The sequence below is a fragment of the Martinezella sp. CNPSo 3795 genome, from assembly GCF_057784475.1.
The window spans coordinates 97,162-120,982 of the sequence record NZ_JBXSOQ010000003.1; the positions used below are offsets into that span (position 1 = coordinate 97,162).

General features: G+C 59.2%; 23 protein-coding genes and 1 pseudogene. 16 read left to right on the top strand and 8 right to left on the bottom strand.

What is annotated here, in order from left to right; translation table 11 throughout:
• Positions 1-204 precede the first annotated feature (204 nt).
• The 4 genes from AC13QY_RS10110 to AC13QY_RS10125 all read left to right on the top strand — a co-directional run bounded on the left by AC13QY_RS10110 (position 205) and on the right by AC13QY_RS10125 (position 3,452).
• Positions 205-675: a MarR family winged helix-turn-helix transcriptional regulator gene (locus tag AC13QY_RS10110; protein WP_173004631.1), complete on the top strand. Its 471-nt coding sequence runs from the start codon at positions 205-207 to the stop codon at positions 673-675.
• Between the two features lie 76 nt (positions 676-751).
• The gene (locus AC13QY_RS10115; protein ID WP_069612646.1) at positions 752-1,453 is read left to right on the top strand and encodes a response regulator; all 702 of its coding nucleotides are present in this window, start codon (positions 752-754) and stop codon (positions 1,451-1,453) included.
• Between the two features lie 23 nt (positions 1,454-1,476).
• The gene (locus AC13QY_RS10120; protein ID WP_069612647.1) at positions 1,477-2,859 is read left to right on the top strand and encodes an ATP-binding protein; all 1,383 of its coding nucleotides are present in this window, start codon (positions 1,477-1,479) and stop codon (positions 2,857-2,859) included.
• 11 nt (positions 2,860-2,870) lie between these two features.
• Positions 2,871-3,452 carry a DUF1349 domain-containing protein gene (locus AC13QY_RS10125; protein ID WP_488493425.1) on the top strand — a complete coding sequence of 194 codons (582 nt, stop codon included), beginning with the start codon at positions 2,871-2,873 and terminating at the stop codon, positions 3,450-3,452.
• Positions 3,453-3,486: 34 nt separating this feature from the next.
• Here AC13QY_RS10125 and AC13QY_RS10130 read toward each other — a convergent pair whose 3' ends face one another.
• The 4 genes from AC13QY_RS10130 to AC13QY_RS10145 all read right to left on the bottom strand — a co-directional run bounded on the left by AC13QY_RS10130 (position 3,487) and on the right by AC13QY_RS10145 (position 5,942).
• Complete coding sequence (locus tag AC13QY_RS10130) at positions 3,487-3,828, bottom strand: tRNA-binding protein (protein WP_152096218.1); 342 nt, start codon at positions 3,826-3,828, stop codon at positions 3,487-3,489.
• Between the two features lie 121 nt (positions 3,829-3,949).
• Positions 3,950-4,789, bottom strand: coding sequence for a pyrroline-5-carboxylate reductase (gene proC, locus AC13QY_RS10135; protein WP_113388924.1), 840 nt, complete (start codon positions 4,787-4,789; stop codon positions 3,950-3,952).
• 1 nt (position 4,790) lies between these two features.
• Complete coding sequence (locus tag AC13QY_RS10140; protein ID WP_069612651.1) at positions 4,791-5,291, bottom strand: type III secretion system chaperone family protein; 501 nt, start codon at positions 5,289-5,291, stop codon at positions 4,791-4,793.
• 390 nt (positions 5,292-5,681) lie between these two features.
• Positions 5,682-5,942 carry an accessory factor UbiK family protein gene (locus tag AC13QY_RS10145; RefSeq protein ID WP_069612652.1) on the bottom strand — a complete coding sequence of 87 codons (261 nt, stop codon included), beginning with the start codon at positions 5,940-5,942 and terminating at the stop codon, positions 5,682-5,684.
• 264 nt (positions 5,943-6,206) lie between these two features.
• Between AC13QY_RS10145 and lgt the strand changes: the two genes are divergently transcribed.
• The 6 genes from lgt to AC13QY_RS10175 all read left to right on the top strand — a co-directional run bounded on the left by lgt (position 6,207) and on the right by AC13QY_RS10175 (position 12,312).
• Complete coding sequence (gene lgt, locus AC13QY_RS10150) at positions 6,207-7,094, top strand: prolipoprotein diacylglyceryl transferase (RefSeq protein WP_069612854.1); 888 nt, start codon at positions 6,207-6,209, stop codon at positions 7,092-7,094.
• Positions 7,095-7,171: 77 nt separating this feature from the next.
• Positions 7,172-8,269, top strand: coding sequence for a class I SAM-dependent methyltransferase (locus tag AC13QY_RS10155; RefSeq protein ID WP_488493426.1), 1,098 nt, complete (start codon positions 7,172-7,174; stop codon positions 8,267-8,269).
• A gap of 136 nt (positions 8,270-8,405) precedes the next feature.
• Positions 8,406-9,188, top strand: coding sequence for a peptidoglycan editing factor PgeF (pgeF, locus tag AC13QY_RS10160; RefSeq protein WP_488493427.1), 783 nt, complete (start codon positions 8,406-8,408; stop codon positions 9,186-9,188).
• Position 9,189: 1 nt separating this feature from the next.
• Positions 9,190-10,341 (top strand): M24 family metallopeptidase, encoded by a 1,152-nt coding sequence (locus AC13QY_RS10165; protein WP_488493428.1) that lies wholly within the window; start codon positions 9,190-9,192, stop codon positions 10,339-10,341.
• 55 nt (positions 10,342-10,396) lie between these two features.
• On the top strand, positions 10,397-11,275 hold the full coding sequence (locus AC13QY_RS10170) for a hypothetical protein (RefSeq protein WP_113351857.1): 879 nt from the start codon (positions 10,397-10,399) through the stop codon (positions 11,273-11,275).
• A 104-nt stretch (positions 11,276-11,379) separates the two neighbouring features.
• Complete coding sequence (locus tag AC13QY_RS10175; RefSeq protein ID WP_069612657.1) at positions 11,380-12,312, top strand: ribose-phosphate pyrophosphokinase; 933 nt, start codon at positions 11,380-11,382, stop codon at positions 12,310-12,312.
• A 14-nt stretch (positions 12,313-12,326) separates the two neighbouring features.
• Here the strand turns inward: AC13QY_RS10175 and AC13QY_RS10180 are convergent, their stop codons facing one another.
• The 3 genes from AC13QY_RS10180 to AC13QY_RS10190 all read right to left on the bottom strand — a co-directional run bounded on the left by AC13QY_RS10180 (position 12,327) and on the right by AC13QY_RS10190 (position 16,601).
• Complete coding sequence (locus AC13QY_RS10180) at positions 12,327-13,562, bottom strand: MFS transporter (protein ID WP_113351856.1); 1,236 nt, start codon at positions 13,560-13,562, stop codon at positions 12,327-12,329.
• Between the two features lie 25 nt (positions 13,563-13,587).
• The gene (locus AC13QY_RS10185) at positions 13,588-15,048 is read right to left on the bottom strand and encodes a hypothetical protein (protein WP_113351855.1); all 1,461 of its coding nucleotides are present in this window, start codon (positions 15,046-15,048) and stop codon (positions 13,588-13,590) included.
• Positions 15,049-15,158: 110 nt separating this feature from the next.
• Entirely contained in the window at positions 15,159-16,601 is a 1,443-nt protein-coding gene (locus AC13QY_RS10190; protein WP_269244964.1) for a hypothetical protein, read from the bottom strand.
• Positions 16,602-16,902: 301 nt separating this feature from the next.
• Here AC13QY_RS10190 and AC13QY_RS10195 point away from each other — a divergent pair, with 301 nt between their 5' ends.
• The 5 genes from AC13QY_RS10195 (at position 16,903) to AC13QY_RS10215 (ending at position 22,146) form a co-directional block, all read left to right on the top strand.
• Positions 16,903-17,520: a 50S ribosomal protein L25/general stress protein Ctc gene (locus tag AC13QY_RS10195; protein ID WP_113332245.1), complete on the top strand. Its 618-nt coding sequence runs from the start codon at positions 16,903-16,905 to the stop codon at positions 17,518-17,520.
• 245 nt (positions 17,521-17,765) lie between these two features.
• A complete protein-coding gene (locus AC13QY_RS10200) occupies positions 17,766-20,132 on the top strand; it encodes an EAL domain-containing protein (RefSeq protein WP_113351853.1) in 2,367 nt (788 codons plus the stop codon).
• Between the two features lie 14 nt (positions 20,133-20,146).
• Positions 20,147-20,878 carry a transporter substrate-binding domain-containing protein gene (locus tag AC13QY_RS10205; protein ID WP_113351852.1) on the top strand — a complete coding sequence of 244 codons (732 nt, stop codon included), beginning with the start codon at positions 20,147-20,149 and terminating at the stop codon, positions 20,876-20,878.
• A 73-nt stretch (positions 20,879-20,951) separates the two neighbouring features.
• Entirely contained in the window at positions 20,952-21,668 is a 717-nt protein-coding gene (gene pth, locus AC13QY_RS10210) for an aminoacyl-tRNA hydrolase (RefSeq protein ID WP_113352039.1), read from the top strand.
• A 55-nt stretch (positions 21,669-21,723) separates the two neighbouring features.
• Entirely contained in the window at positions 21,724-22,146 is a 423-nt protein-coding gene (locus tag AC13QY_RS10215) for a GNAT family N-acetyltransferase (RefSeq protein WP_113352038.1), read from the top strand.
• A 12-nt stretch (positions 22,147-22,158) separates the two neighbouring features.
• Here AC13QY_RS10215 and clpS read toward each other — a convergent pair.
• Positions 22,159-22,470: pseudogene (gene clpS / locus AC13QY_RS10220) on the bottom strand (ATP-dependent Clp protease adapter ClpS).
• A 233-nt stretch (positions 22,471-22,703) separates the two neighbouring features.
• Here clpS and ychF point away from each other — a divergent pair.
• Complete coding sequence (gene ychF, locus AC13QY_RS10225) at positions 22,704-23,807, top strand: redox-regulated ATPase YchF (protein ID WP_113351851.1); 1,104 nt, start codon at positions 22,704-22,706, stop codon at positions 23,805-23,807.
• Positions 23,808-23,821 lie beyond the last annotated feature (14 nt).

A 23,821-nucleotide genomic window follows, 5' to 3' on the forward strand; every position in this document is an offset into this window, starting at 1 on the left:
TGTGGCGACGGATTAATATACAGGATATGTTGGAGTTTTTGCGGGACCGCGCTTAATTTCCCGATAGGGCAGCCCGTTCGGGCCGCACGGCATTGTGCGAAAGCGGGCAACGACGTAGAAATGCGTCAACAGAGCTGACATATTTTTGCGGAAGTTTCCCGGATGCTCCATAATAGGAAAGGAAATGTCACGGTGCCACGACAGATGAGCCAGAATGCGGCAAAAACGGAGCTGCTGGGCACACCGATGCAGAACGCGGGAAGCATCGATTTCGAGATTATCGAGCTGCTTTTCTTCGCCTACCGTGATTTTGTCTCCGATCCGGACCAGATCCTCGTCAAGAGCGGTTTCGGCCGGGCCCATCATCGTGTCGTCCATTTCGTTAACCGCGAACCAGGCATGACGGTTGCGGACCTTCTGGAAACATTGCAGATCACCAAACAGAGTTTGGCGCGGGTTCTCAAACAATTGATCGATTCGGGTTATATTCGCCAGGTCGCAGGTCCGGAGGACCGGCGGCAGCGCAAGCTGTATCCGACGCAAGCCGGCCGCGATCTGGCGCTGGCACTGGCCGAGCCGCAATCGCGCCGCATTGAAAGGGCATTCGAAGGCGCGTCGGAAGCGACGCGCGAAAGCGTGAAGCGTTTCCTGAGGGGAATGCAGACGGGGAAATGACGGCGATTCAGCCCGCGGTGCCGGTGCGGAGTGCCTCAATGCAATCGATGGGTAGGACAGGATCGAGACAGACCGAATGACGACAAAAGCAGCAATCTCGGATGACGCAGCACATCTTTTGGTGGTGGACGACGACACACGTATCCGTGCCCTCCTCAACCGTTATCTCATGGAGAAAGGTTTTCGCGTCACGTCTGCCGCCGATGGCGCCGAAGCCCGCCGCAAGCTGGAAGGGCTCGACTTCGACCTCATCATCATGGATGTGATGATGCCCGGCGAATCCGGCATCGCGCTGACGTCGAGCCTGCGGGCGATCAAGAACATTCCGATCATCATGTTGACGGCACTGGCTGAAGCCGATTCCCGTATAGCAGGCCTTGAGGCCGGCGCGGACGACTATCTGCCAAAGCCCTTCGACCCGCGTGAGCTGGTATTGCGCGTCAACAATATCCTTCGCCGCAACGCGCCCGCCGATTCCCCGAAGATCGAGCTTGTGATGTTCGGACCTTACACGTTTTCGCTCACCCGCAAGGAGCTGAAGAAGGCGGCGGAACTCATCCGGCTTACCGACCGCGAGCAGGAAATCATGCTGTTGTTTGCCAAGCGTGCCGGAGAGACGATCCCGCGTCACGAGCTCATCGGCAATGACGCAGAGGTGGGCGAACGAACGATCGATGTGCAGATCAACCGGCTGCGCCGAAAGATTGAAGACGACCCGGCCAACCCTATCTGGCTGCAGACGGTGCGTGGCATCGGCTACCGCCTTAGCATAGACTGAGATCGGCTCCGCGGGACCAGGTGATGGTGACATTCGATTCGATCAGACGCGACCAGGATCACACGCCGTCCAACGGATTGCGGTGGCTTTCGCGCTGGATGCGTCGCTATATCCTGCCGACCGGCCTCTATGCCCGCTCATTGCTGATCTTCATTCTGCCGATGATCATCCTGCAGGCGGTGGTTACCGTCGTCTTCATGGAGCGCCACTGGCAGATGGTGACCCAGCGCCTGTCGATGGCGACAACGCGCGACATCGCCGCCATCATCACCATCATCCAGACCTATCCGCAGGATGCCGACTATTCCGCCATCACCCAAATGGCACGCCAGAAGCTCGATCTCGCCATTTCGATCGAACCGGGTGGCGAGCTGCCGCCGCCCGCCGAAAAACCGTTCTTTTCGATCCTCGACGGCATTCTGAGCGACGAGATCCGAGATCAGATCAACCTGCCCTTCTGGATCGATACGGTCGGCAACTCCAGCCTGGTCGAAATCCGCATCAAACTGCCCGACAAGGTGCTGCGCGTCTTCGCCAAGCGCAGCCAGACTTATGCCTCCAATACCCATATCTTCATCCTGTGGATGGTCGGCACCTCACTGGTGCTGATCGGCATCGCCGTCCTGTTCCTGCGCGGCCAGATCCGTCCGATCCTGGCTCTCGCTCAGGCCGCGGAAAGCTTCGGCAAAGGACAGCGACTGGAAAACTATTCCCCTCGGGGCGCCGACGAAATACGCCGCGCCGGTCTCGCCTTCATTCTGATGCGCGAGCGCATCGAACGGCAGATCGAGCAGCGCACGGCGATGCTCTCCGGCGTCAGCCATGACCTGCGAACCGTTCTGACCCGCTTCAAGCTGCAGCTTGCCCTTGTCGGTGAAAATCCGGATCTTGCCGGCCTTAGCGAAGATGTGGAGGACATGCAAAGCATGCTAGAGGGCTATATGGCCTTCGCACGCGGCGAGGCAGAAGAAGATGTCGGTCAGTTCAAGCTCAGCGATATCTTCGAGAAGATCCAGCAGGACTTCACGCTGCACGGTAAATCCATGAGCTTCTCCATCGACGGTGACGATCAAATCTCCGTCCGGCCGAATGCCTTTACCCGCCTGGTGACGAACCTTGCCACGAACGCCCGGCGCTATGCCAACAGCCTACGTATCGAGGCAAGGCACAGTGCCAAATGGCTGACGATCATCTTCGATGATGATGGCCCCGGCATTCCAGCCGCGGCGCGCGATGACGTCTTCAAACCGTTCTTCCGGCTGGATTCGGCCCGCAATCTCGACAAGTCGGGCACAGGCCTCGGCCTTGCCATCGCGCGCGACATCGCCCGCAGCCATGGCGGCAACGTCACGCTTGGCGACAGCCCGCTCGGCGGCCTGCGCGCCACTATCCGCATTCCTGCCTGAGGAGGCGTCACATGGCGATCGATATCGATGGCATGCACTGGCTGAATGCGCCGCCGATGTGGGAGGTGAACCAAGGACGATTGTTTGTCCGTTCCGGCGACAAGACCGATTTCTGGCAGGAGACCTATTACGGCTTCCATCGCGACAACGGTCATTTTCTCGGCACGCCGCGCCGTGGCGATTTCACAGCAGCAGTCACCTTTGTCGGCCACTATCGCGAGCTTTACGATCAAGCCGGCCTGATGATCCGCCACGATGCCAGGCACTGGATGAAATGCGGGATCGAATATACCGACGGCGCCAGGCATTTCAGCGTCGTCGTCACCAATGGCAATTCCGACTGGTCGGCCTTCCGGCTCGATCATGAATTCGATGCCATGTCGGCACGGGTCACGCGCAACGGCGATGCCCTCTTCATCCAATACCGCAGCGACTGCATGAGCGAGTGGCGCATGGCGAGGCTCGCCTGGTTCGATCCGATGCTGGAGGAAGTGTCGGTCGGTCCCGCCTTCTGTTCGCCGCAACGCGAAGGCTTCGAAGCGGAATTTCTCGATTTCAGCCTGAGCGACCCGCTATCGAGGGACATCCACTGAGGGCACTTCCCTTCGATTGCGAAAGGGATACAGCTCACATCATCTTCTTACCGTTCGGCACCGGCTGGGTCACCGCAGCGAGAACGATTGCGCCGGACTCATCCTCGAAACCGAGCGTCAGCACTTCGGAACGCACCGGTCCGATCTGGCGTGGCGGGAAATTGACCACGGCCAACACCTGCCGGCCGATAAGAGATTCCGGCGTATAATGTACGGTGATCTGTGCGGAGGAACGCTTGATGCCGATCTCCGGCCCGAAATCGATTCTGAGCTTGTAAGCAGGCTTGCGTGCTTCCGGAAAAGTCTCCGCTTCAATGATCGTTCCGACGCGGATATCCACCCGCTCGAAATCGCCATAGGTGATCTCTTCCGTCATGCCCTGTCCTTTATCGAAAACCTGGAACGCTTTAGCGCTTCGCAGAACGGCTAAACCGTTCCAGCTCTTGGCTTTTATGCAATTCCAGGCGGAAAACCGCTATGCACTTTTCCTGAAATTGTTAGCCTGCCAGCTCTTGCGCCCGCTTGCGCGCTGCTTCCAGAGCCGCATCGAACAATGGCTGCATGCCGTCTTCCGCCATTAGCACGCCGAGCGCCGCTGCAGTCGTTCCGCCGGGAGACGTCACATTCTGGCGCAGACGCGAAGCGTCGTCGGGAGACTGGTGCAACAATTCACCAGCCCCCGCGACGGTTTCCCGTGCGAGCCGCATGGCGAGGTCCGCCTGCAGGCCAAGCTTTCGGCCCGCCTCCGCCATGCACTCCACGAGATAGAAAACATAGGCAGGCCCGCTGCCCGAAACCGCAGTCACCGAATCGATATCGGCTTCGCCAGGCACCCATTCGACCGGACCGGATACCTTCAACAGGTTCTGGACCAGCTGCCGCTGGCGATCGCTTACGCGCGCATTGGCAAAAGCGCCGGTCACGCCGCGCCCGACCATGGCGGGCGTATTCGGCATGGCGCGTACCATGGCCGCGTCTCCCAGATGCGTCTCAAGCGCAGAGAGCGTCTTGCCGGCCGCAATGGAGACGACGACGGTCGTCTCTCCGACGAGCGGTTTGAACGGCGGCAGAACCGCGTCCATGAGTTGCGGCTTGACGGCGATGAAGAGAACGCCCGCCGTCAAGCCTTTCGGAACTTCGGTGACATGGCTTGCGCCCGCATCCGCAATCATTTTCCGCATCGCTTCGGCCGGATTGGGATCGACGACAACGACCGAAGAGCCCGGCACGCCGTTTTTCAGCCACCCCGTCAGCAATGCGCCCCCCATATTGCCCGCGCCGATCAGAACGATCGGCCCGGAGGACGCAAATGCATTGGCGGATTGTTCACCTGTCATGTCACGCTTCGCCTACCGTTTCGAAGAGTACGGCTTCCATGGCTCGGTTTGCATCGAGCCCGGACCATACGACAAATTGGAAAGCCTGATAGTAAGCCTCGCATGTGTCAAGCGCGTTGGAAAGCAGCACTTCCACCTGCCTGTTCGTGGGTTCCGCCCCGCCCGACAAGAGCAGCGATTGACGGAAGATGACGATGTCTTCCTGACGCCACAGATCGAAGTGGCCCATCAGCACCTGCCCGTTGATGCAGGACAAGAGCTTGATCACCTCGTTGACGCGCGGGTCCGGAACCTTGACATCGAATGCGCAGGCTATGTGCAGCGCCTCGAATTCCTCCATCCAGGAGAACGAGACGTGATAGTCGGTCCATCGCCCTTCGACGGTCATGGCGATTTCGTCTTCGCCCGACCGTTCGAACGACCAGTCGTTGTTGGCAGCAACGAATTCGATCATGTCGACCGGATTCGATTGTCGTTCGGCTTCCATTTCCATAAGGCTCATGCAGCACCTTCTTGACCGGATCGGTTGCAGTTTTCCCGTGGCTCGACACTGAAAGAACGCAAACAATTTTACTCCGGAAACATCCTCGGGATGATGTTGAACGGCTGCCAGACTAACGCTTCCACCATGCCCGGGGCTTACCAAGTCCGTTTCGAATCATCATTTAAAATCAGTGTATAGCGGCATGCCCGGCATGCCAGCCCCTGAACGGTGATTTTGGAAACGGCACTGTGGAAAGCTCTTCCGACGCCTATTCAGAAGGGAGTCATAACCGACTCTGGCGATTGGCTTTTTTGCCTATGTCCACAGGTGGAAAAACTGGCGGAAATTTTCAGAGGAAAAAGGCACGGCAAACGGGTGCCGCGCCGATCAGCAAACAGAAGTCCAGGCTTATTTGCCCTTTGAAGCGAGCTTGGCTTCGAGCGCTTCGATTCTTGCCAGCAGTGCCTCGTTTTCGTCGCGCGCCTTGATCGCCATTTCGCGAACGGCCTCGAATTCCTCGCGCTTGACGATATCCATGCTGTTCAGCCAGCGCTCGGCATGGGCATTGAAGGCGGTCTCGATTTCGCGGCGCACGCCCTGGGCAGCACCGGCGGCATCGGTCATCAGCTTGGCGAATTCATCCAAGATTCGGTTCGGTCCAGTGCTCATGGCAATCTCCTTGCGGCCGTCGGCCCTCAACGGTCAGGCATCGATATGGGCCAGATAGTGCTGAGGTAGGATTTCCAAGGGGCCGATGCAAGCAAATTGAGATAGGACTGGACAACCGGACCTGCCATCTCGGCGAGATCAACAATCGACTTGACCGTTTCGACAGCGAACGCCATGTTCCGCGCACATTTTGGATATTTAGCATGATCCTGCCCCGAAATGGCACGGTGCTTTCGGGAACATGCTGCAACGGGCCTGACGATCTTGCTGACATCCGCCAATCTCGCCGCCATCCTGCCTTTTCCGGATATCGATCCGGTCGCCGTTTCTCTCGGCCCGGTTTCAGTCCATTGGTACGGGCTTGCCTATGTCGCCGGCATTCTGCTCGGCTGGTTCTATGCCAGGCGGCTGGTCGACAATGGCAAGCTCTGGCTGAACGATACAGCACCGATGACGCGCCAGCATCTGGATGACTTCATTCTCTGGGTCGCCTTCGGCATCGTTCTCGGCGGCCGCATCGGCTATATCCTTTTCTACGATCTCGATCCGGTCCTGGCCAATCCGATCCGTGCCATCGAAGTCTGGAACGGCGGCATGTCTTTCCACGGCGGATTAATAGGCACCACCATCGCTATGATTTTGTTCGCAAGGCGAAACAAGATTCCCGTCTGGAGCCTGTTCGATATCGTCGCCGCCGTCGCCCCGATCGGGCTTTTCTTCGGCCGTATCGCCAATTTCATCAATGGCGAGCTCTGGGGTCGCGTCACGGATGTTCCCTGGGCGATGGTCTTCTGCAGCCCACATGTGATCGCCGCCCATAACGGCGTGTGCCCTGCAGGCCCAGACCCGCGGCACCCGAGTCAGCTTTATGAAGCCGGCATCGAAGGCATCATCCTCTTCCTTATCCTCTTTGTGCTTACGCGCTGGGCGCTGACGCTGAAGAAACCGGGCACGGTCAGCGGCATTTTTGTCATCGGCTACGCTTTCTCGCGTATTTTTGTCGAATTCTTCCGTCAGCCTGACGAGCAGCTCGGTTATCTGCTCGGCACGAACTGGCTGACGATGGGGATGGTGCTTTCGCTTCCGATGGTGGCGATAGGCCTTTGGGCCGTTATCCGCGCCCGTCAGGCAGCGGCAAGGCAGATGGCTTGAGGTGGAGTTCAATATCGCGTGGTCTTCTCGACAGACGCTCCCAGTCTGTCTGGGCCACGCATTAGCGAAAGCATAGAATGACGACGGCGCTCGGGGAAAAAATCAAAGCCATCATCCGCACCAACGGGCCATTGAGCATCACCGATTATTTTTCGCTGTGTCTCGCCGATCCGGTGCATGGTTACTACAAGACGCGCGAACCTTTCGGCCAATCCGGCGACTTTGTCACCGCGCCCGAAGTCAGTCAGCTATTCGGTGAGATGATCGGCGTCTTCATGGTGCATGCCTGGCAGCGACATGGAACTCCTGCCGAGGTGCGTCTTGTCGAAATCGGTCCGGGCCGTGGCACGATGATGTCCGACATGCTGCGCGTCATCGGCAAGCTGGCCCCGCCGCTCTATGATGCCATGACGGTCCATCTCGTCGAAACCAGCGAGCGCCTGCAGGGCTTCCAGCGCCAGACCCTTGAGGCCTACGGCGCAAAAATCTCCTGGCATACGGATTTCGGCGAGGTGCCTGAAGGTTTCACCCTGCTCGCCGCCAACGAACTCTTCGACGCCATTCCCATCCGCCAGTTTGTTCGCACCGCCAACGGCTTCCGCGAGCGCACGGTCGGCCTCGACGCCAACGACGAGCTGAGCTTCACGGCGGGCGTCGCCACGCTCGATCCTGCACTTCTTCCAGAGGGCGGACTGCCGCCGATCGGTACGATTTTCGAAATCGCACCCGCCCGTCAGGCCGTTATGACGACGATCTGCGATAGGCTTGCCGCTCACGGCGGCACGGCGCTTGCCATCGACTACGGCCACATGGCGACAGGCTTCGGCGATACGCTGCAGGCCGTGCGCATGCATGAATACGATCCGCCGCTGGAACATCCGGGCGAAGCGGATCTCACCAGCCATGTGGATTTCCAGCATCTGGCGCAAACCGCCCTCGCCTCCGGCATGCACATCAACGGCTGCTGTCATCAGGGCGATTTCCTCGTCGGTCTCGGCCTGCTGGAGCGGGCGGCAGCCCTTGGCAGAGACCAGGATGCGGCGACCCAGGAGAATATCCGTGTCGCAGTGGAAAGGTTGGCCGGCGCCGGCGAAGGCAAGATGGGAGAGCTCTTCAAGGTGCTGGCGGTCTCCAGCCCGGCGATCGATCTCCTGCCCTTTCGTCCCGTCGGCTGAAACGTGACCATCGATCCCTACGCATTGACAGTGCGCGCCGGACTGGGCCAACATCCCAGTCAAATCGAACTGCTTCGCCGCGGCTGCGTTATTCATCGCACGACAGGCTGAACCAAGACATCAAGGGACACTGCAGTTGCCGACACCACTTGCAAGCACGCTGCTGAGCGCCGCCGAGGCTGCCGGCATTCGCCATGGCTATTTCACCCGCGCCGGCGGCGTTTCTGAAGGCCTTTATCGCGGGCTGAACGTGGGCTTGGGTTCACATGACGATCGCGAGCACGTGCAGGAAAACCGCCGCCGCGTGGCCGGCTGGTTCGGTCTGCCCGTCGAACGGCTCGCTACCGTGCATCAGATCCATTCACCCGATGTCGTGACAATCGGCACATCTTACGATGGCAGCCGGCCGCAGGCCGATGCTATGGTCACGGCGACACCGGGCATCGCAATCGGCGTCCTCGCCGCCGATTGTGGCCCCATCCTTTTTGCCGATCCGGAAAATCGGGTGATTGGCGCCGCTCATGCGGGGTGGAAGGGCGCACTGACCGGTGTGCTGGAAAATACCATCGATGCGATGGAAGCGCTTGGCGCGCGACGTGAAGCGATCCTTGCCTGCCTCGGCCCGTCGATCAGCCAGGCGAGCTATGAGGTAGGTCCCGAATTCGTCGAGCGCTTCATCACTCATGATCCCGATTATGCCAAATATTTCGCCCCTTCGGAACGCGACGGTCATGCCATGTTCGATCTGCCGTCCCTCACGGTCGATCGGCTGCGCAAGGCGGGAGTCACCGCCGAAAGCCTGAACCTGTGCACCTATCCGGATCCTGACCGCTTTTTCTCCTATCGGCGCACGACGCATGCGAAGGAGCCGGATTACGGACGGCAGATTTCCGCCATCGCCATCGGAAAGGCAGCTTGATATGGCCGTGCATTTCGAACGCAGCGAATTCGATGCTCGTCTGGCACGGTTGCTGGCGAGAATGCAGGAAGAAAAGCTCGATGCCATGCTGCTCTTCGCACAGGAAAGCATGTATTGGCTGACGGGCTACGACACGTTCGGCTTTTGCTTTTTCCAGACGCTGGTCGTCAAGGCGGATGGGTCGCTGACGCTCCTGACGCGCTCGGCCGATCTGCGTCAGGCGCAGCTGACCTCCGTCATCAGCGACATCCGCATATGGGTCGACCGCGTCAACGCCGATCCGACGCTCGATCTCAAGGAGCTCTTGTCCGATCTCGATCTGCTCGGTGCCCGTATCGGCGTCGAATACGACACTCACGGCATGACGGGTCGCATCGCTCGCCTGCTCGATCATCAGCTTGCAAGCTTTGGACAGATCATCGATGCCTCTTATCTTATCAGTCGTCTGCGTCTGACCAAGAGCCCGGCGGAAATCGCCCATGTCGAACGGGCCGCCGCACTGGCCGACGATGCCCTCGACGCAGCCCTGTCTGTGGTCAAGGCCGGCGCGGACGAGTCGGATATTCTCGCGGCCATGCAGGGCGCCGTCTTTTCGGGTGGAGGCGATTATCCCGCCAACGCATTCATCATCGGCTCGGGTGCGGAAGCCCTGCTCTGCCGCTATAAGTCCGGCCGCCGCAAGCTCGACGCCAATGACCAGTTGACGCTCGAATGGGCCGGTGTGGATGCGCATTATCACGCTGCTATGATGCGCACGGTCGTCATCGGCACTCCCAGCCATCGCCATCGTGAGCTCTACAGCGCCTGCCTGGAAACCCTGCAGGCGATCGAAACGATCCTGATGCCGGGGCATACTTTCGGCGACATCTTCGACATGCATGCGAAGATCATGGACGAGCGCGGCCTTGCCCGCCACCGGCTGAACGCCTGCGGCTACTCTCTCGGCGCCCGCTTCTCGCCGTCATGGATGGAGCACGAAATGTTTCATATGGGCAATCCCTTGGAGATCCAGGAGAACATGTCGCTCTTCGTCCATATGATCATCATGGATTCCGACAGCGGCACCGCCATGACCCTCGGACAAACCTATTTGACGACCTCACAGGCGCCAAAAGCCCTTTCTCGCCACCCTCTCGAATTTCTTAACCGTTAGGGGCGTAAGATAGCGATCCTGGACGGTAAGACCGTCGGGAGAAAGGATCGCGTCTATGGGACTGGTCAGGATAACGTTGACTGTCGCCGGCTTTTGCCTCGCGCTCTCCGCCTGCAATACCACGGACGCCCTGACGCCGCCCGAAGCCATCGGTGATGTCAGCTCCAGCCCGGTCACGCAGCGCGACGTCGAGCGCATGGCTTCAGCGCCCCAGCGCCGCCAGGTCTATCAGGACACGCAGGACAGTTACGGTTATCGGCAGCAGACCTCCCAGCAAGCCTATCAGCCGCAAAGTTACGGCGGGAGCGGCACGCTCGACGAGCAGGCCTCGGCGCTGAGGTCGAGCGGCAGCAATCCATATGCCTCCCGCCCGCTCGACGGCTCCCGGACCGCCTCCATCGCTCCGTCTAACAATCAGTTTTCGGAGGCCGACGAACAGCGCGAGGCCGACCGGCGCCTGTCGGACGACCCACCGTCACAGCAGCAGCAACAGAGTGCAGACGATCCTCAACCGGAACAGCAGCAGCCGGATCAACAGGCGTCGCTGCCGCCCACGGCCGCGGCCGGCGGCAACAGCGTCCGCTTCCTGCCGATCATCGGCGCTCCCGTGGAAGCCGTCACTCCGCTGTCGCGCCAGCTTGGTGCCGACGCCCGTTCGCTTGGCCTGACGATCAAGAGCTCAAGCGATTCCAGTGCCGCCTATATTCTCAAAGGCTATCTTTCCGCCTTTGAAGACGGGCCGCAGATTTCCGTGACCTACGTTTGGGATGTGCTTGATAGCAACGGCAACCGTGTCCACCGCATCCAGGGTTCAGAAAGCGCGCCTCTGAAGCGTGGCGACCCTTGGTCGGCCGTTCCTCCAACGGTCATGCAGAAAATTGCCACCAAAACCATGTCGGAATTCAATTCCTGGCGCGAATCCAACGGTGGATAGCTAAAAGCTTTTCAGAAATATGAAGCTAACGTGTCTCTCCCTCTTGCATTCGAGAGCAAGGCGGTTAAAAGCGCGGCTATCAGGTTGGTAATAGGCGGGCCACAATGAAGGTTTTCGCAGGCAATTCGAACCGGCATCTTGCCGAAGCGATCTGCAATTATCTCAACGTTCCCTTGGGAAGAGCTAGCGTCCGTCGGTTCGCCGACCAAGAGATTTTCGTAGAGATCCAGGAAAATGTACGCGGCGAGGATGTGTTCCTCGTGCAGCCGACGTCGTTTCCGACCAACGATCATCTTATGGAACTGCTGATCATGATCGATGCGATGCGCCGCTCGTCGGCGCGGCGCATAACCGCGGTTATCCCCTATTTCGGCTATGCTCGCCAGGATCGTCGCGCCTCGGGCCGCACCCCGATCTCGGCCAAGCTGGTGGCCAATCTGATCACCGAGGCCGGCGCTGACCGCGTACTGACCCTCGACCTGCACGCCGGCCAGATCCAGGGTTTCTTCGATATTCCCACGGACAATCTCTATGCGGTTCCGATCCTGACGCGCGATATCAAGGCGAATTACGATATTGGCAACGTGATGGTTGTCTCGCCCGATGTCGGCGGTGTCGTGCGCGCCCGCGCCCTGGCAAAACGTCTTGACTGTCTGTTGGCGATCGTGGACAAGCGCCGCGACCGCCCGGGTGAGTCCGAAGTGATGAACATCATCGGCGAAGTGGCCGGGAAGGATTGCATCCTGATCGACGATATCGTCGATTCCGGCGGCACGCTTTGCAATGCTGCCGAAGCACTGCTCGCACAAGGTGCGGCAAGCGTTACCGCCTATATCACTCATGGCGTTCTCTCCGGCGGCGCGGTGACCCGCGTGGCAAACTCGAAATTGAAGGAACTGGTAATTACCGATTCCATCCAGCCGACGACCGCCGTACTTTCGGCGCCGAATATCCGCGTTATCACGACGGCGACCCTCATCGGCGAAGCCATCAACCGCACCAGCCAGGAAGAATCGGTTTCAAGCCTGTTCGACTGAGCCTAAGGCCCGCCTCAGGTGGCCTTTGCTCCCGCAGGATGCGCCTGTTTCCATGCGAGCAGACCAATGCCCAACAGCCCCGAGATGAAGACGGCCGCGCCCGATCCCATAATCGAAGGCCCGATGCCGAACCACGCAAACAGGGTTGGCGACATCAGGTAGGCCAGAAGCAGGCCGGTGAATATGGCGCACATTAATAGACGATAGACCTGCGCCAAACGATGCGGCTCGCAGCGCGTCTGCATCAGGTGCAGCGTGGCAAGGTTCTCGAAGGGACCGTTGATCGCCGCAAAGCAGGCAACGATCATCAACCCGATCCGATCATGCATCAGCGGCAGCAGGAAAACGCCAGATCCGAAAATGAGCTTCGCCACGATGATCCAGACCACCGGCCGGCGCGGCTTGACGCTGCCGAGGATCAGGTTGGTGGTCAGGTTGCCGATGCCGTAGGCCGTCATCATCAGGCTATAGTCGGTCAACGGGTTGACGCTGGTTTCGCGCAAATGCAGGATCATGCCGAGCAGGATGCCCATCGCCCAGGCAACATTTCCCATCAGGTTGGTGAAGAGGCCATAGAGGATTGCCGCATGGCCCCGCGCTGCGCGCCAGCCACCAAGAACACCGTCCACCACGGCCGCCATTCCGGAGAAATCCCGGCGCCGCGGCGGCGTTGGAAGTTTCGCCACCGCCAGCCACACGGCAAGCGCCGACAATATGAAGGTAGCAGCCGTGACCGTGAAGAACTGAGATTTCGGCAGGAGCCCATTCACAAGCGCGATCAGGCTCGGGCCGAGAATACGCGCCATGCGGCGGGTGGCATCGAACAAGCCGTTGGTCGCATGCCGGACTTCGGCATCGACGGCAATCACCGGCAGAGTCGCCTGCAGCGACGGATCGAACGTCGACGTCAACAACGCGATGCTTCCGGCAAGCACGATCAACAGCGGCAGGCTCATCAGATGCAGAAGACCTGCCAGGGACAGCATCAGCAATAGAGCCGCACGCAGCAGATCGGCAGTAATCATCGTCGTGCTGTGCCGCCAGCGATCCGTGACGATGCCGCCGAACAGGCTGCCGAACAGCAGCGCACCGGACTGCAATGCGGAGACATATCCCGCATCGCGGCCGATGAAGTCGGCCGCAATCCAGACGACTGCGACCATGTAGAATTCGGAGCCTGTAGCCGCCAGCACCTGGCCGGCCCATAAGAGAGAGATCGAGCGCTGGCTCAGCGGCTTCAGGACGAACATGATCGCATTCTGATTTCGGAGTGGCTTACTTCATGACCTGCCCGTTGACCGTCACGTGACCGTCGTCGGAAAGATCGATATCCCAGCGCGAGCGTCCATCGGCATCCGTCTTGGCAAAGCCCTTGGCCATCATCAGGCCGAAGGAGAGCTGAGACAGATCCTCCTTGGTCTTTGCGGCCTCCTGGATGGCGGCGATCGTCTTATCGAGATCGCGGGCAAGAACCGTCATCTTCATGGCGACGCGGTCCTTTTCAGTCAGCCAGCCGCGCATACTGCCCGAAGCCTCGACATCATAAAGACCTGAGACGGCGCTGATCTTCGGGAAGTTGATGGTCATCGTCCCGTCGGGGAACATGGCCTTCTGCAGCTTCTCGTCCAGGGCTTTATCGCTCTCCGGGTTCTTCAAATCGGCTTGCTGGAACACATCCGCCAGAGCGGAGAAATTCAGGTTCGGCACCTGTACCTGTATATCGGCCGTATCGGGAATGAAGGCGACATAGTCTTCAGGGATCAGGCCCGTTTCCAGGGCAAGCTTCTCGGCATTCAGGCCGAAATCGGCGTTCATGGCATTGGCTGGCCCGGCTACCTTGAAGAAATAGCCCATCTTCTGCAGGCCGCCGTTGCCGAATGGCGTCGTGACCGCAATGTCCTTGATCGCGACGGACTCCTCGAAGGAGCCGACAATCGGCATCGCATCCATCAGCAGGGCCTTGACCGCCTTGCTGTCGGCATCGGAAAGCGTCTTCTCATCCTTGTGTTCGGAGACGAACTGCAACAGGGAATTCACCGCCTTCAGCGGCAGCCTGGTCGCGCCAGCGTTGAAGTCGATCGCCGCGATCTTGATTTCTCCGAGCGTTGCATCGTCGGCCGAAATCTTGTCGTAGAGCGATTGCAGGCTGCCGTTCATCTTGAGATCGAGCCTGCCCGGCTCACCGCTGTCTGCCGATGACAGGGTATAGACGATACGGTCGGCCGTCGCGTCATTCTTCTGGACGCTCTTATCTGCGTCGGTGGTCTTTGTCGCGATGGTGATGCCGTTGCCCTTCATATCCATGGAACGCAGATAGTGAAGCGCAGGGTCGAACACGCCCTGGAAGGTCGATGACGCCAGGGCATAGCGAAATTCGGTGTCGGGACCGCTGCCGGGCTTGGACTTCGCCGTGATATCGAAGGCATTGTTGCCTTCGATGTTCCAGAGGCCGCTATCGAGCGGCGTCGCCAGCATCATCAATGGCTTGAGGCCGCTGATGGCGAAATCGCTCACGTTCAACTTGTCGAGCAGCTTCTGCACATCATAGGTGACTTCATAGTGCGTGCTGACCGGCTTGACCGAAATCGCACCGCTCTTGGCGATATCATCAGGCAGGAAATAGGTCAGATTGCCGTAGAGATCCTTGGCACCTTGCTCGCTGACGTCAGCCGCCTGCACAAGGCCGGCCACGCCGGCAGCGAGAAAAGCCGCCGTGGCAACCGCTTTGAAACGCATAATTCACCCCCAAATATGATGGAAAAGAAACGTGGAAATCTGGAAAGATCCGAGCGGCCTTTCGCATGGAACTTTATCATCGCCCTGATACATGGGCTTGTCCTCAAACCTCAAGGCTTCTTCATCACCTGTCCGTTGACCGTCACCGTCCGGTCTTCATCCATCGTGATGTCCCAGCGGAGACGGCCGTCCGGGTCGGTCTTGGCAAAACCCTTGGCGGCCAGCAGGCTGAAAGAAACGCTATTCAAACGAGGCTGAGCCTTGGCGGCCTCCTGAAGTGCTGCAACCGTCTTGTCGAAGTCGCGCGCCAGGATCGTCGCCTGCAGCGAAATGCCGGAATGCGGCTTGGTCGAGCCCTTCAGCGCGCCGGAAACCTCGACGTCATAGACGTCAGACTTTGCGCTGATCTTCGGGAACTCCAGCGTTCCGTAGCCGCTCGGGAACATCGTGCGTTTCAGAGCCTCGCCGGAAACCGGCGTCGCCCGTGTTGCAATCGAATCGAGCCCGGCATCGATGAGACCGGCAAAGTTGATATTGGGCACGCCGAGCTGAACGTCCAGCGCCGCAGGCAGGAAGGGCGTAAAGGCAGCCGGCACGAGATCGGCATCGGGGGTGAACTGCTCGGCCCTAAGCTCGAGATTGACGTTCGAAGCCTTGGTTAGACCGTCCATCTTGAAACTATAGTCGATGCGCTTGACGCCGACCTTGCCCCTCTCCGTTGCCACCAGCGCATTGTTCACGGTCACGGTCTTGCCGAGCGAACCGAAAACCGGCAGGGCCTGATGGACCAGCTGCTCGAACTTCTCGCTGCCGCTTTGCGACAGCTGCTTAGCCTTTACGTGCTGAACGAAGAAACGGATGAGCGCGCGCAGATCCTTCACTGGCAGGCTTGTCGCTGTGACATTGGTATCGACGCTATCGGCGCTAAAAATGATGGGCGAAGCGTCCGGACGCACAGTGAACTGCTCACGCAAGCGCTGCAGCGTTCCTTGCAATTGCAGGTCGACCTTGCCGGCTTCGCTGCTGTCGGTAACCGTATGGGCAAAGGAGGCGCTGTCGATTGTCGCATCGATCTTGCGCCCGCTTTTCGGGCCGCTGCCGGCACTCGAAAATTTCACGCCACTGCTCTTGATACCCATCGACCGCATCATTTCGATGGTAGGGTCAAAAATGCCGTCGAAAGAGCTGGAAACGATCGAATAGGCAATGTCCGAGGTCGGCGAATGCAGGGCGACATCGAGGCTGTTGTCGCCCGTCAGATGCCACCTTCCCTGCTCGACAGGCTGTGCGAAGAGGGAGAGCGGCTTGAAACCCGTGACCGAAAACGCATTCGAATTGATCTTGTCGAAGAATTTCGCGAGATCGTAGGTAATCTCATATTGATCGCCGGCCGGCTTGACGGTCACGAAATCGCTGCGGGCAAGGTCCTGCGAAAGCGAATGGGTCAGGATGTTGCGGAGTTCCTTGGCGCCTTGCTCATTGACGTCGGCAGCCTGTGATGCGCCAGCAAGACCCATGGAAAAAACCGCGGCGGCGATTGCTCTGGAACGCATGCCCGACCTCTCCTTCTGACGCCAATCGATTGGATTCGACTGTTGATGGGGCCGAGGGTATATGTCAAGGCGTTGATAGACATGCCACCTCAGGCTTGTTCGCGGCAGTTGCAATGTCACCACAAGGCTTCGCATTCCGGGGGTGCTTGCACCTTTGGCCGCTTTGTATTATACGCCACGCGTCCGCGTAGACACCCTTGGAGGCAACGCGGATGAGGCAGGGTACGCCCTCCTCCAGTTCAATCGATACGGCGCATGACCGAGCGAATGAACTCTCCAAATAACCTCGAAAGGAATAGCTATGAGCCACGAAAGCTACGAGCTCAAGGCCGAGGCGCGCGAACGGGTTGGTAAGGGGTCCGCCCGTGAACTTCGCCGCAATGGTCTCATTCCCGCTGTCATCTATGGTGACAAGCAGGCCCCCATTTCTATCGCTCTCAACACCAATGAGGTGACGAAGCGCATCCACGCCGGCGGCTTCCTCACGACGATCGCAACGATCGACGTCGACGGCAAGAAGATCAAGGTTCTGCCGAAGGACTACCAGCTCGATCCGGTCCGTGACTTCACGGTTCACGTCGACTTCCTGCGCGTTTCCGGCAACACGGCGGTCACCGTCGAAATCCCGGTTCATTTCGAAAACCACGAGAAGTCCCCGGGCCTCAAGGCTGGCGGCGTGCTGAACATCGTTCGCCACGAAGTCGAAGTTCATTGCCCGGCCGATGCGATCCCGGAATTCTTCACCGTTGACCTCTCCGGTCTGAAGAGCGGCGACAGCATCCACATCTCGGCTGTCAAGCTGCCGAAGAACGTGACCCCGGTCATCGCTGACCGCGACTTCACGATCGCAACGATCGTTGCTCCGGCAGCCGGCCTTGCTGAAGACGAAGCAGAAGGCGGCGAAGAAGCCAGCGCCTGATTGGCATCTTCGACCTGAAGCATTTGAGACCCGCCTCCCTTTTGGGACGGCGGGTTTTTTCATGCCCGGGAATAAATATTAGAGAAAGTAAAAATAAGAACGTCTTGGATCTATACTATCGTTGATTTCCATTAACCCCACAGTTTCAGCAACATTTAACGGATTCATGAAAATCTACGCGAAAGAGTTGTAGAAAGCGGCGCGCCCAAAATCCGCTGGTCTATGACCGGGGAGCTAACGGAACTATGAGCCATTCGGTCGAAAACAGGTTTTTCGCGATCGTTTGCGGTGCGCTGCTGGTTTTCGTAGCGCCGCTCTTCGTCCTTTTCCTTTTTCTGTCGTCCGAACGCGCCGAAAAGGAAATCAAGGATCACATAACGGTTCTCCTCGTCGCTAATGCCCAGGCCCTCGCAAAGCCGCTATGGGACCTCGACGAAGACAGCGTCACCCAGATCAGCGCGACCACCGTTGCCGAAGGCGCGATCGTCCGTGTCAACGTCCGCGATCTTTCCGGCCAGCTCGACGTCACGCAATCGACCATCCCGAAATCTTACAAGGGCAATCTGGAGTCCGTTGACCGGCCAATCATCTACAACGGCGTCGACGGTGCGAAGCGGCTTGGCACCATCACGGTCTATTATCCTCAACTCGGCCTGTTCGACGGCCTGAAGAGCGAAGAGATCGTCTTCATCTCCATCTTCATCTTCGCTGTGTTGACGGTCTTCGGCGCGGCGCTGATCGGCAATCGTATCTTCGTCATCCAGCCCCTGATGCGGCTGACGCATGCCATCGAGGCGACACGGCGGCTCGGCTCGCGTCATCATGTCGACTGGCAGTCGAACGACGAAATGGGTCGGCTTGCCAGCAGCTTCAACGATATGCAGAGCAAACTCCAGCGCGAGGAAAACGAACTGAAGCTGGCCCATCGCCGGGCGACGGACACCTATAATCTGACGCCCGCCATGCTTTTCTCGCTCGACAAGAATGATTGCATCGCTGCCGTCAGCGACTACTGGCTCGCGGCGACAGGCTATGATCGCGCCGAGGTGATCGGCCGCGAGTTTGCAAGCCTGATTCTGCCGGATTCGCGCATGCAATATATAGAGCGCAAACGCGGCAACCCCGACAGTGCCGCCCGCCTCGCCGTGACGGTGAAATTCCTTTGCCAGGATGGGCGGATCATGGATGTCCTGATCCTCGAAACAACTGCGATCCAGGACGGTCTGTCGCTCTCCGTCATGACCGACGTCACCGAACTCAAGCAGTCGGAAGACCGTAACCTGCGGCAGGCGATTACCGACCATCTGACCGGCCTTCTCAACCGCCAGGGCTTCGAGAGCGCGCTGGACGCAAAGATCAATGAAGCCGACCTGCGCAGGCGTGAGCTCGCCTGCCTCTTCATCGATCTCGATCGCTTCAAGTGGATCAACGACAATATGGGCCATGCTGCCGGTGATGCGGCACTGCGCGAACTGGTATCGCGCCTGCAGAAATGCCTGGCGCCGGGCGATATCGCCGCGCGCCTCGGCGGCGACGAATTTGCCATGCTGCTGCTGGCCGAGAATGCGGAAGCAAGAGCGATCGACATGGCGGCCCTTATTGCCGAGGCCTTCGAGGCACCCTTCATCGGCGACGCGCGCCTCAGCGCCAGCATCGGCATTGCGATCTACCCGCGTCAGGCCGCAAACGCGGCCGAACTGCTGCTGAAATCCGATATCGCCATGTATGCCAAGAAACGCGATGGCAAGAACGGCGCACAAATTTTCGACAACGGCATGCTGGACGATTCCCGCCGCCGGGCCGAACTGGAGAACCATATCGAAACCGGCCTCAGCGAAGACTGGTTCGAAGCTTATCTGCAGCCCGTCGTGAATATAGACGACCGCTCGATCGCCGGTTTCGAGGCGCTGATGCGCCTGCATCACCCGCAGAAAGGCATCCTGCCGCCTGGCCGCATCATCGAGGTCGCGGAGGAGACGGGTTCCATCATTCGCATCGGCAACCGCATCATGGAGAAGGCTATCGCCGATTTTGCTCGCCTCTCTCGGATCGAGGGCATGCAGGACACCTATCTCGCCATCAACTTCTCGCCGCTGCAATTCGAGCAGGAATTGCCACTGCGCATTGCGGCCCTGCTGGCGCGCTACGAAATCGCACCCCAGCGCATCGTCGTGGAAATCACCGAGGCCGTCCTCATGGATGACAATCCGGAGACGCGCATGGTCATCAACGAGATCTGCCGCTACGGCTGCCGCATCGCGCTCGACGATTTCGGCACCGGTTATTCGTCGCTGAGCTATATCAATCGCTTCCCCGTCGACATTATCAAGATCGATCAATCCTTCATCCGCGCGATCAACGATACTGCGTCCGATGTCAGCGCCAAGAGCCGCATGCTGGTCGAAAGCATCACCACGCTGTCGCACAAGATGAACTGCACGGTCATTGCCGAGGGCGTGGAGACCGAGGAGGAATGCGCAACCCTGCGCGCCATGGGTATCGACTATGGCCAGGGCTATCTATTCTACCGGCCGCTGCATCCGGACAATCTGGTAAGGACGCTGGTCGGCTCGCACCAACATCACCCTTCCCCCGTAGCACAAGCGTCATAGCGATGAGGAACCGCATGCGAAAACCGCTGCTTATGATTGCTACCAGCCTGTTTTCGCTCACGCTCTTCTCCTCCGTCCACGCCGAGACGATCCATTTCACCACCGAGGAATATCCGCCCTTCAACTATCGTGAGGGTAAGACCGTAGTCGGAGCGACCACCGACCAGGTGCGGAAGGTGATGACCGATGTCGGCGTCAACTATACGATCGACATCATGCCTTGGGCGCGAGCCTACAATCAGGCGCTGATGGAACCCATGACCTGCGTATTCGTCGCAGCTCACAACGAAGAACGCGACAAGCTCTTCAAATGGGTGCAGCCGGTGCTGATCGACCGTAATGTTTTGATCAAGCATAGCGGCTCCAGCGTTACCGCCGGCAACATCGCCGAAGCCAGGAAATATCTCGTCGGCACCTGGCGAGAAGATTATACGGAAGCGCTCTTGCACCGGAACGATTTCCCGCGCATCGACGTCGGCAGCGACTTCAAGGCCGCGCTCAAGAAGCTGATGAGCGACCGTATCGACCTGATGCCGATCTCGGAATTCTATTTCGACAAGTTGCAGAAAGAGGGCAACGCCGTGGAGAAGGTGACCCTTCTCTCGCAACAGCCCATGGGGATCGCCTGCCACAAGGATTTCCCGACCGATCTCCTGAACAGGATGCAGGTAGCTCTGAATGCGCTGATTGCCGACGGAACGCAAAGGCGGATTTTCCTGAAGTACGGCCTGCACCTCGGCGACTGACCGCATCCCGCCTTGACTTTGCCGTCAAATCGCTGTGGTGAAGGACATCGGCATTTTCGAAGGGGTGAAGCGTATGCTTCTCATCGCGGGCCTCGGCAATCCGGGCGCCAAATATCAGGGCAACCGCCACAATATCGGCTTCATGGCCGTGGATGCGATCCATCGCCGCCACAGCTTTTCGCCCTGGTCGAAGAAATTCAAGGCGGAGATTGCCGAAGGCGAACTCGGCGGCCAGAAGGTGCTGCTCATCAAGCCGCAAACCTTCATGAACCTCTCGGGCGAAGCCATCGGCGAAGCCATGCGCTTCTATAAGCTGCAGCCGTCCGATCTCGTCGTCATCTATGACGAACTCGATCTGCCAGCCGGCAAGGCGCGGCTGAAGACCGGCGGCGGCCATGGCGGCCATAACGGTATCAAATCCATCGACGCCCATTGCGGCAAGGACTATCGTCGTCTCCGGCTCGGCATCGGTCATCCCGGCGCCAAGGAACTGGTGCACAATCACGTTCTCGGCGATTTCGCCAAAGTGGACAGGGACTGGCTGGAGCCGCTCTTCGACGCGCTCGCCGACAATGCCGACATGCTGGTGCGCGGTGAAGATTCGCAGTTAATGAACAAGATCGCGCTTGCCCTTGGCGGCAAGGCGGAAGACGACGCGCCCAAGCCGGAGAAAAAGGCGCCCGCCAAGTCCCACATCCATCAGGCGCGCAACCAGATCAAGCCGAAAGTTCCGGAAACCGGGCCTATGGCAGAAATGCTGAAGAGGATGTTCGGCAAAAAGGACGATTGAAGTGCAGGAAGCAGCAATCGCAGGCGCGGCAAATCTCCCCATCCGTTCGGTCGCGATGGCGGACCTCCCCACGTTGCTCGCACTGTATCGCCACCTGAACACGGAAGATCCGATACTCGAGCTAGGGCTGGCGGAGAGCCGCCTTGCGGAAATCCTCGCCCATCCCGGCATGACGATCCTCGCCGCCTTTGACGGAGACCAGGCCGTCTCCTCGGTGACGCTGACTGTTATCCCGAATCTCACGCGGGGCGGCGCGCCCTATGCCCTGATCGAGAATGTGGTGACCCATGCCGACTACCGTCGGCGCGGTCTTGCCGGCACGCTCATCCATAAGGCGTTCGCAAGCGCCTGGGAGAGGAACTGCTACAAGGTCATGCTGCTGACCGGCTCGAAAAATCCGGCTACGCTGCGTTTCTACGCCAATTGCGGCTTCAAGCAGGACAAGACCGGCTTCCATATCCGCCGGCCCGCGCAGTGAGAGCGGCCGTTCCTATTCTTCCGGCTCGGTCGTAAACATCAGCGGGAAGCCGGCGCCCTTGGCAAGATCGACCGCCTACTGCGCCTTCGTCTCGGCAATATCGCGCGCACAGACCATGACGACGCAAGTGCCGAGCTTATGTGCCGTCATCATCACCCGATAGCCGGTCTCCTCGCTCATGCGGAAGACAGCCTTCAACACCATGATGACGAATTCCCGCGGCGTATAATCGTCGTTCACGAGAATAATCTTGTAGAGCTTCGGCCGTTCGACCTTCGGCTTCGTTTTAGTCTTCGGTTTCAGGACAACATCATTGTCACTCATCGGCATCACCGTTGACGACAGGGAAAGAGGCTTTGGGCTAATAGGGAAATTATAGTGCAGCGCACTACACGGTTCAAGGACGACAGCGCCTCTCAGGTAATACAAAGGAGTATTCGCGCGACTTCTGCCTCTCTTTCGGCAGAAAAAAGCCTCCTTGCCCGCACAAGACTTGACCCGCAACGGCCCTTCCCCCATAGGCACAGCAAAGATTTTCAAGATATGGACAAGGTGCCATGGGTTTCAAATGCGGTATCGTCGGGCTGCCGAATGTCGGCAAGTCCACTCTGTTCAATGCGCTGACCAAGACGGCGGCGGCACAGGCGGCCAACTATCCGTTCTGCACGATCGAGCCGAACACGGGTGAAGTCGCGGTGCCGGATCCGCGCATGCGCAAGCTTGCCGACGTCGCCAAGTCGAAGGAGCTGATCCCGACGCGCATCTCCTTCGTCGATATCGCCGGCCTCGTGCGCGGCGCATCGAAGGGTGAAGGTCTCGGTAACCAGTTCCTCGCCAACATCCGCGAAGTCGATGCCATCGTGCATGTACTGCGCTGCTTCGAAGATAGCGACATCACCCATGTCGAAGGCCGCATCAATCCCGTCGCCGATGCCGAGACGATCGAGACCGAGCTGATGCTCGCCGATCTCGAGAGCCTTGAGCGCCGCACCGAGCAGACGCGCAAGCGCGCCACCGGGAAGGACAAGGAATCCATGGCGATGCTGCCGATCATGGAAGCCTCGCTGAAGCTGCTGCAGGAAGGCAAGCCGGTTCGCACGCTGCTCTCGAAGCTCGATGCCGAAGAGATCCGCATCCTCAAGAGCCTGAACCTGCTGACCTCGCATCCGGTGCTCTACGTCTGCAACGTCGCCGAAGGCGATGCCGCGACCGGCAACGAGCATACGGCGGCCGTGGCTACCATGGCCAAGGAGCAGAATTCGGAGGTCGTCATCATCTCCGCAGCTATCGAGGCGGAAGTGGCGCAGTTGCCCGATGAGGAGGCGAAGGAATTCCTCTCCGCGCTCGGCCTTGACGAAGCCGGCCTCGATCGCCTGATCCGCGCAGGCTACAAGCTCCTGCACCTCATCACCTATTTCACGGTAGGCCCGAAGGAAACGCGCGCCTGGACCATCGAACAGGGCACGAAGGCTCCGCAGGCCGCCGGCGTTATTCACTCGGATTTCGAGCGCGGCTTCATTCGCGCCAACACGATCGCCTATGACGATTACATCGCCTACAACGGCGAAACCGGTGCCAAGGAAGCCGGCAAGGCACGCGACGAAGGCAAAGAATACGTCGTCCAGGACGGCGACGTCATCCACTTCCGCTTCAACACCTGATCGCTTTTATCTTG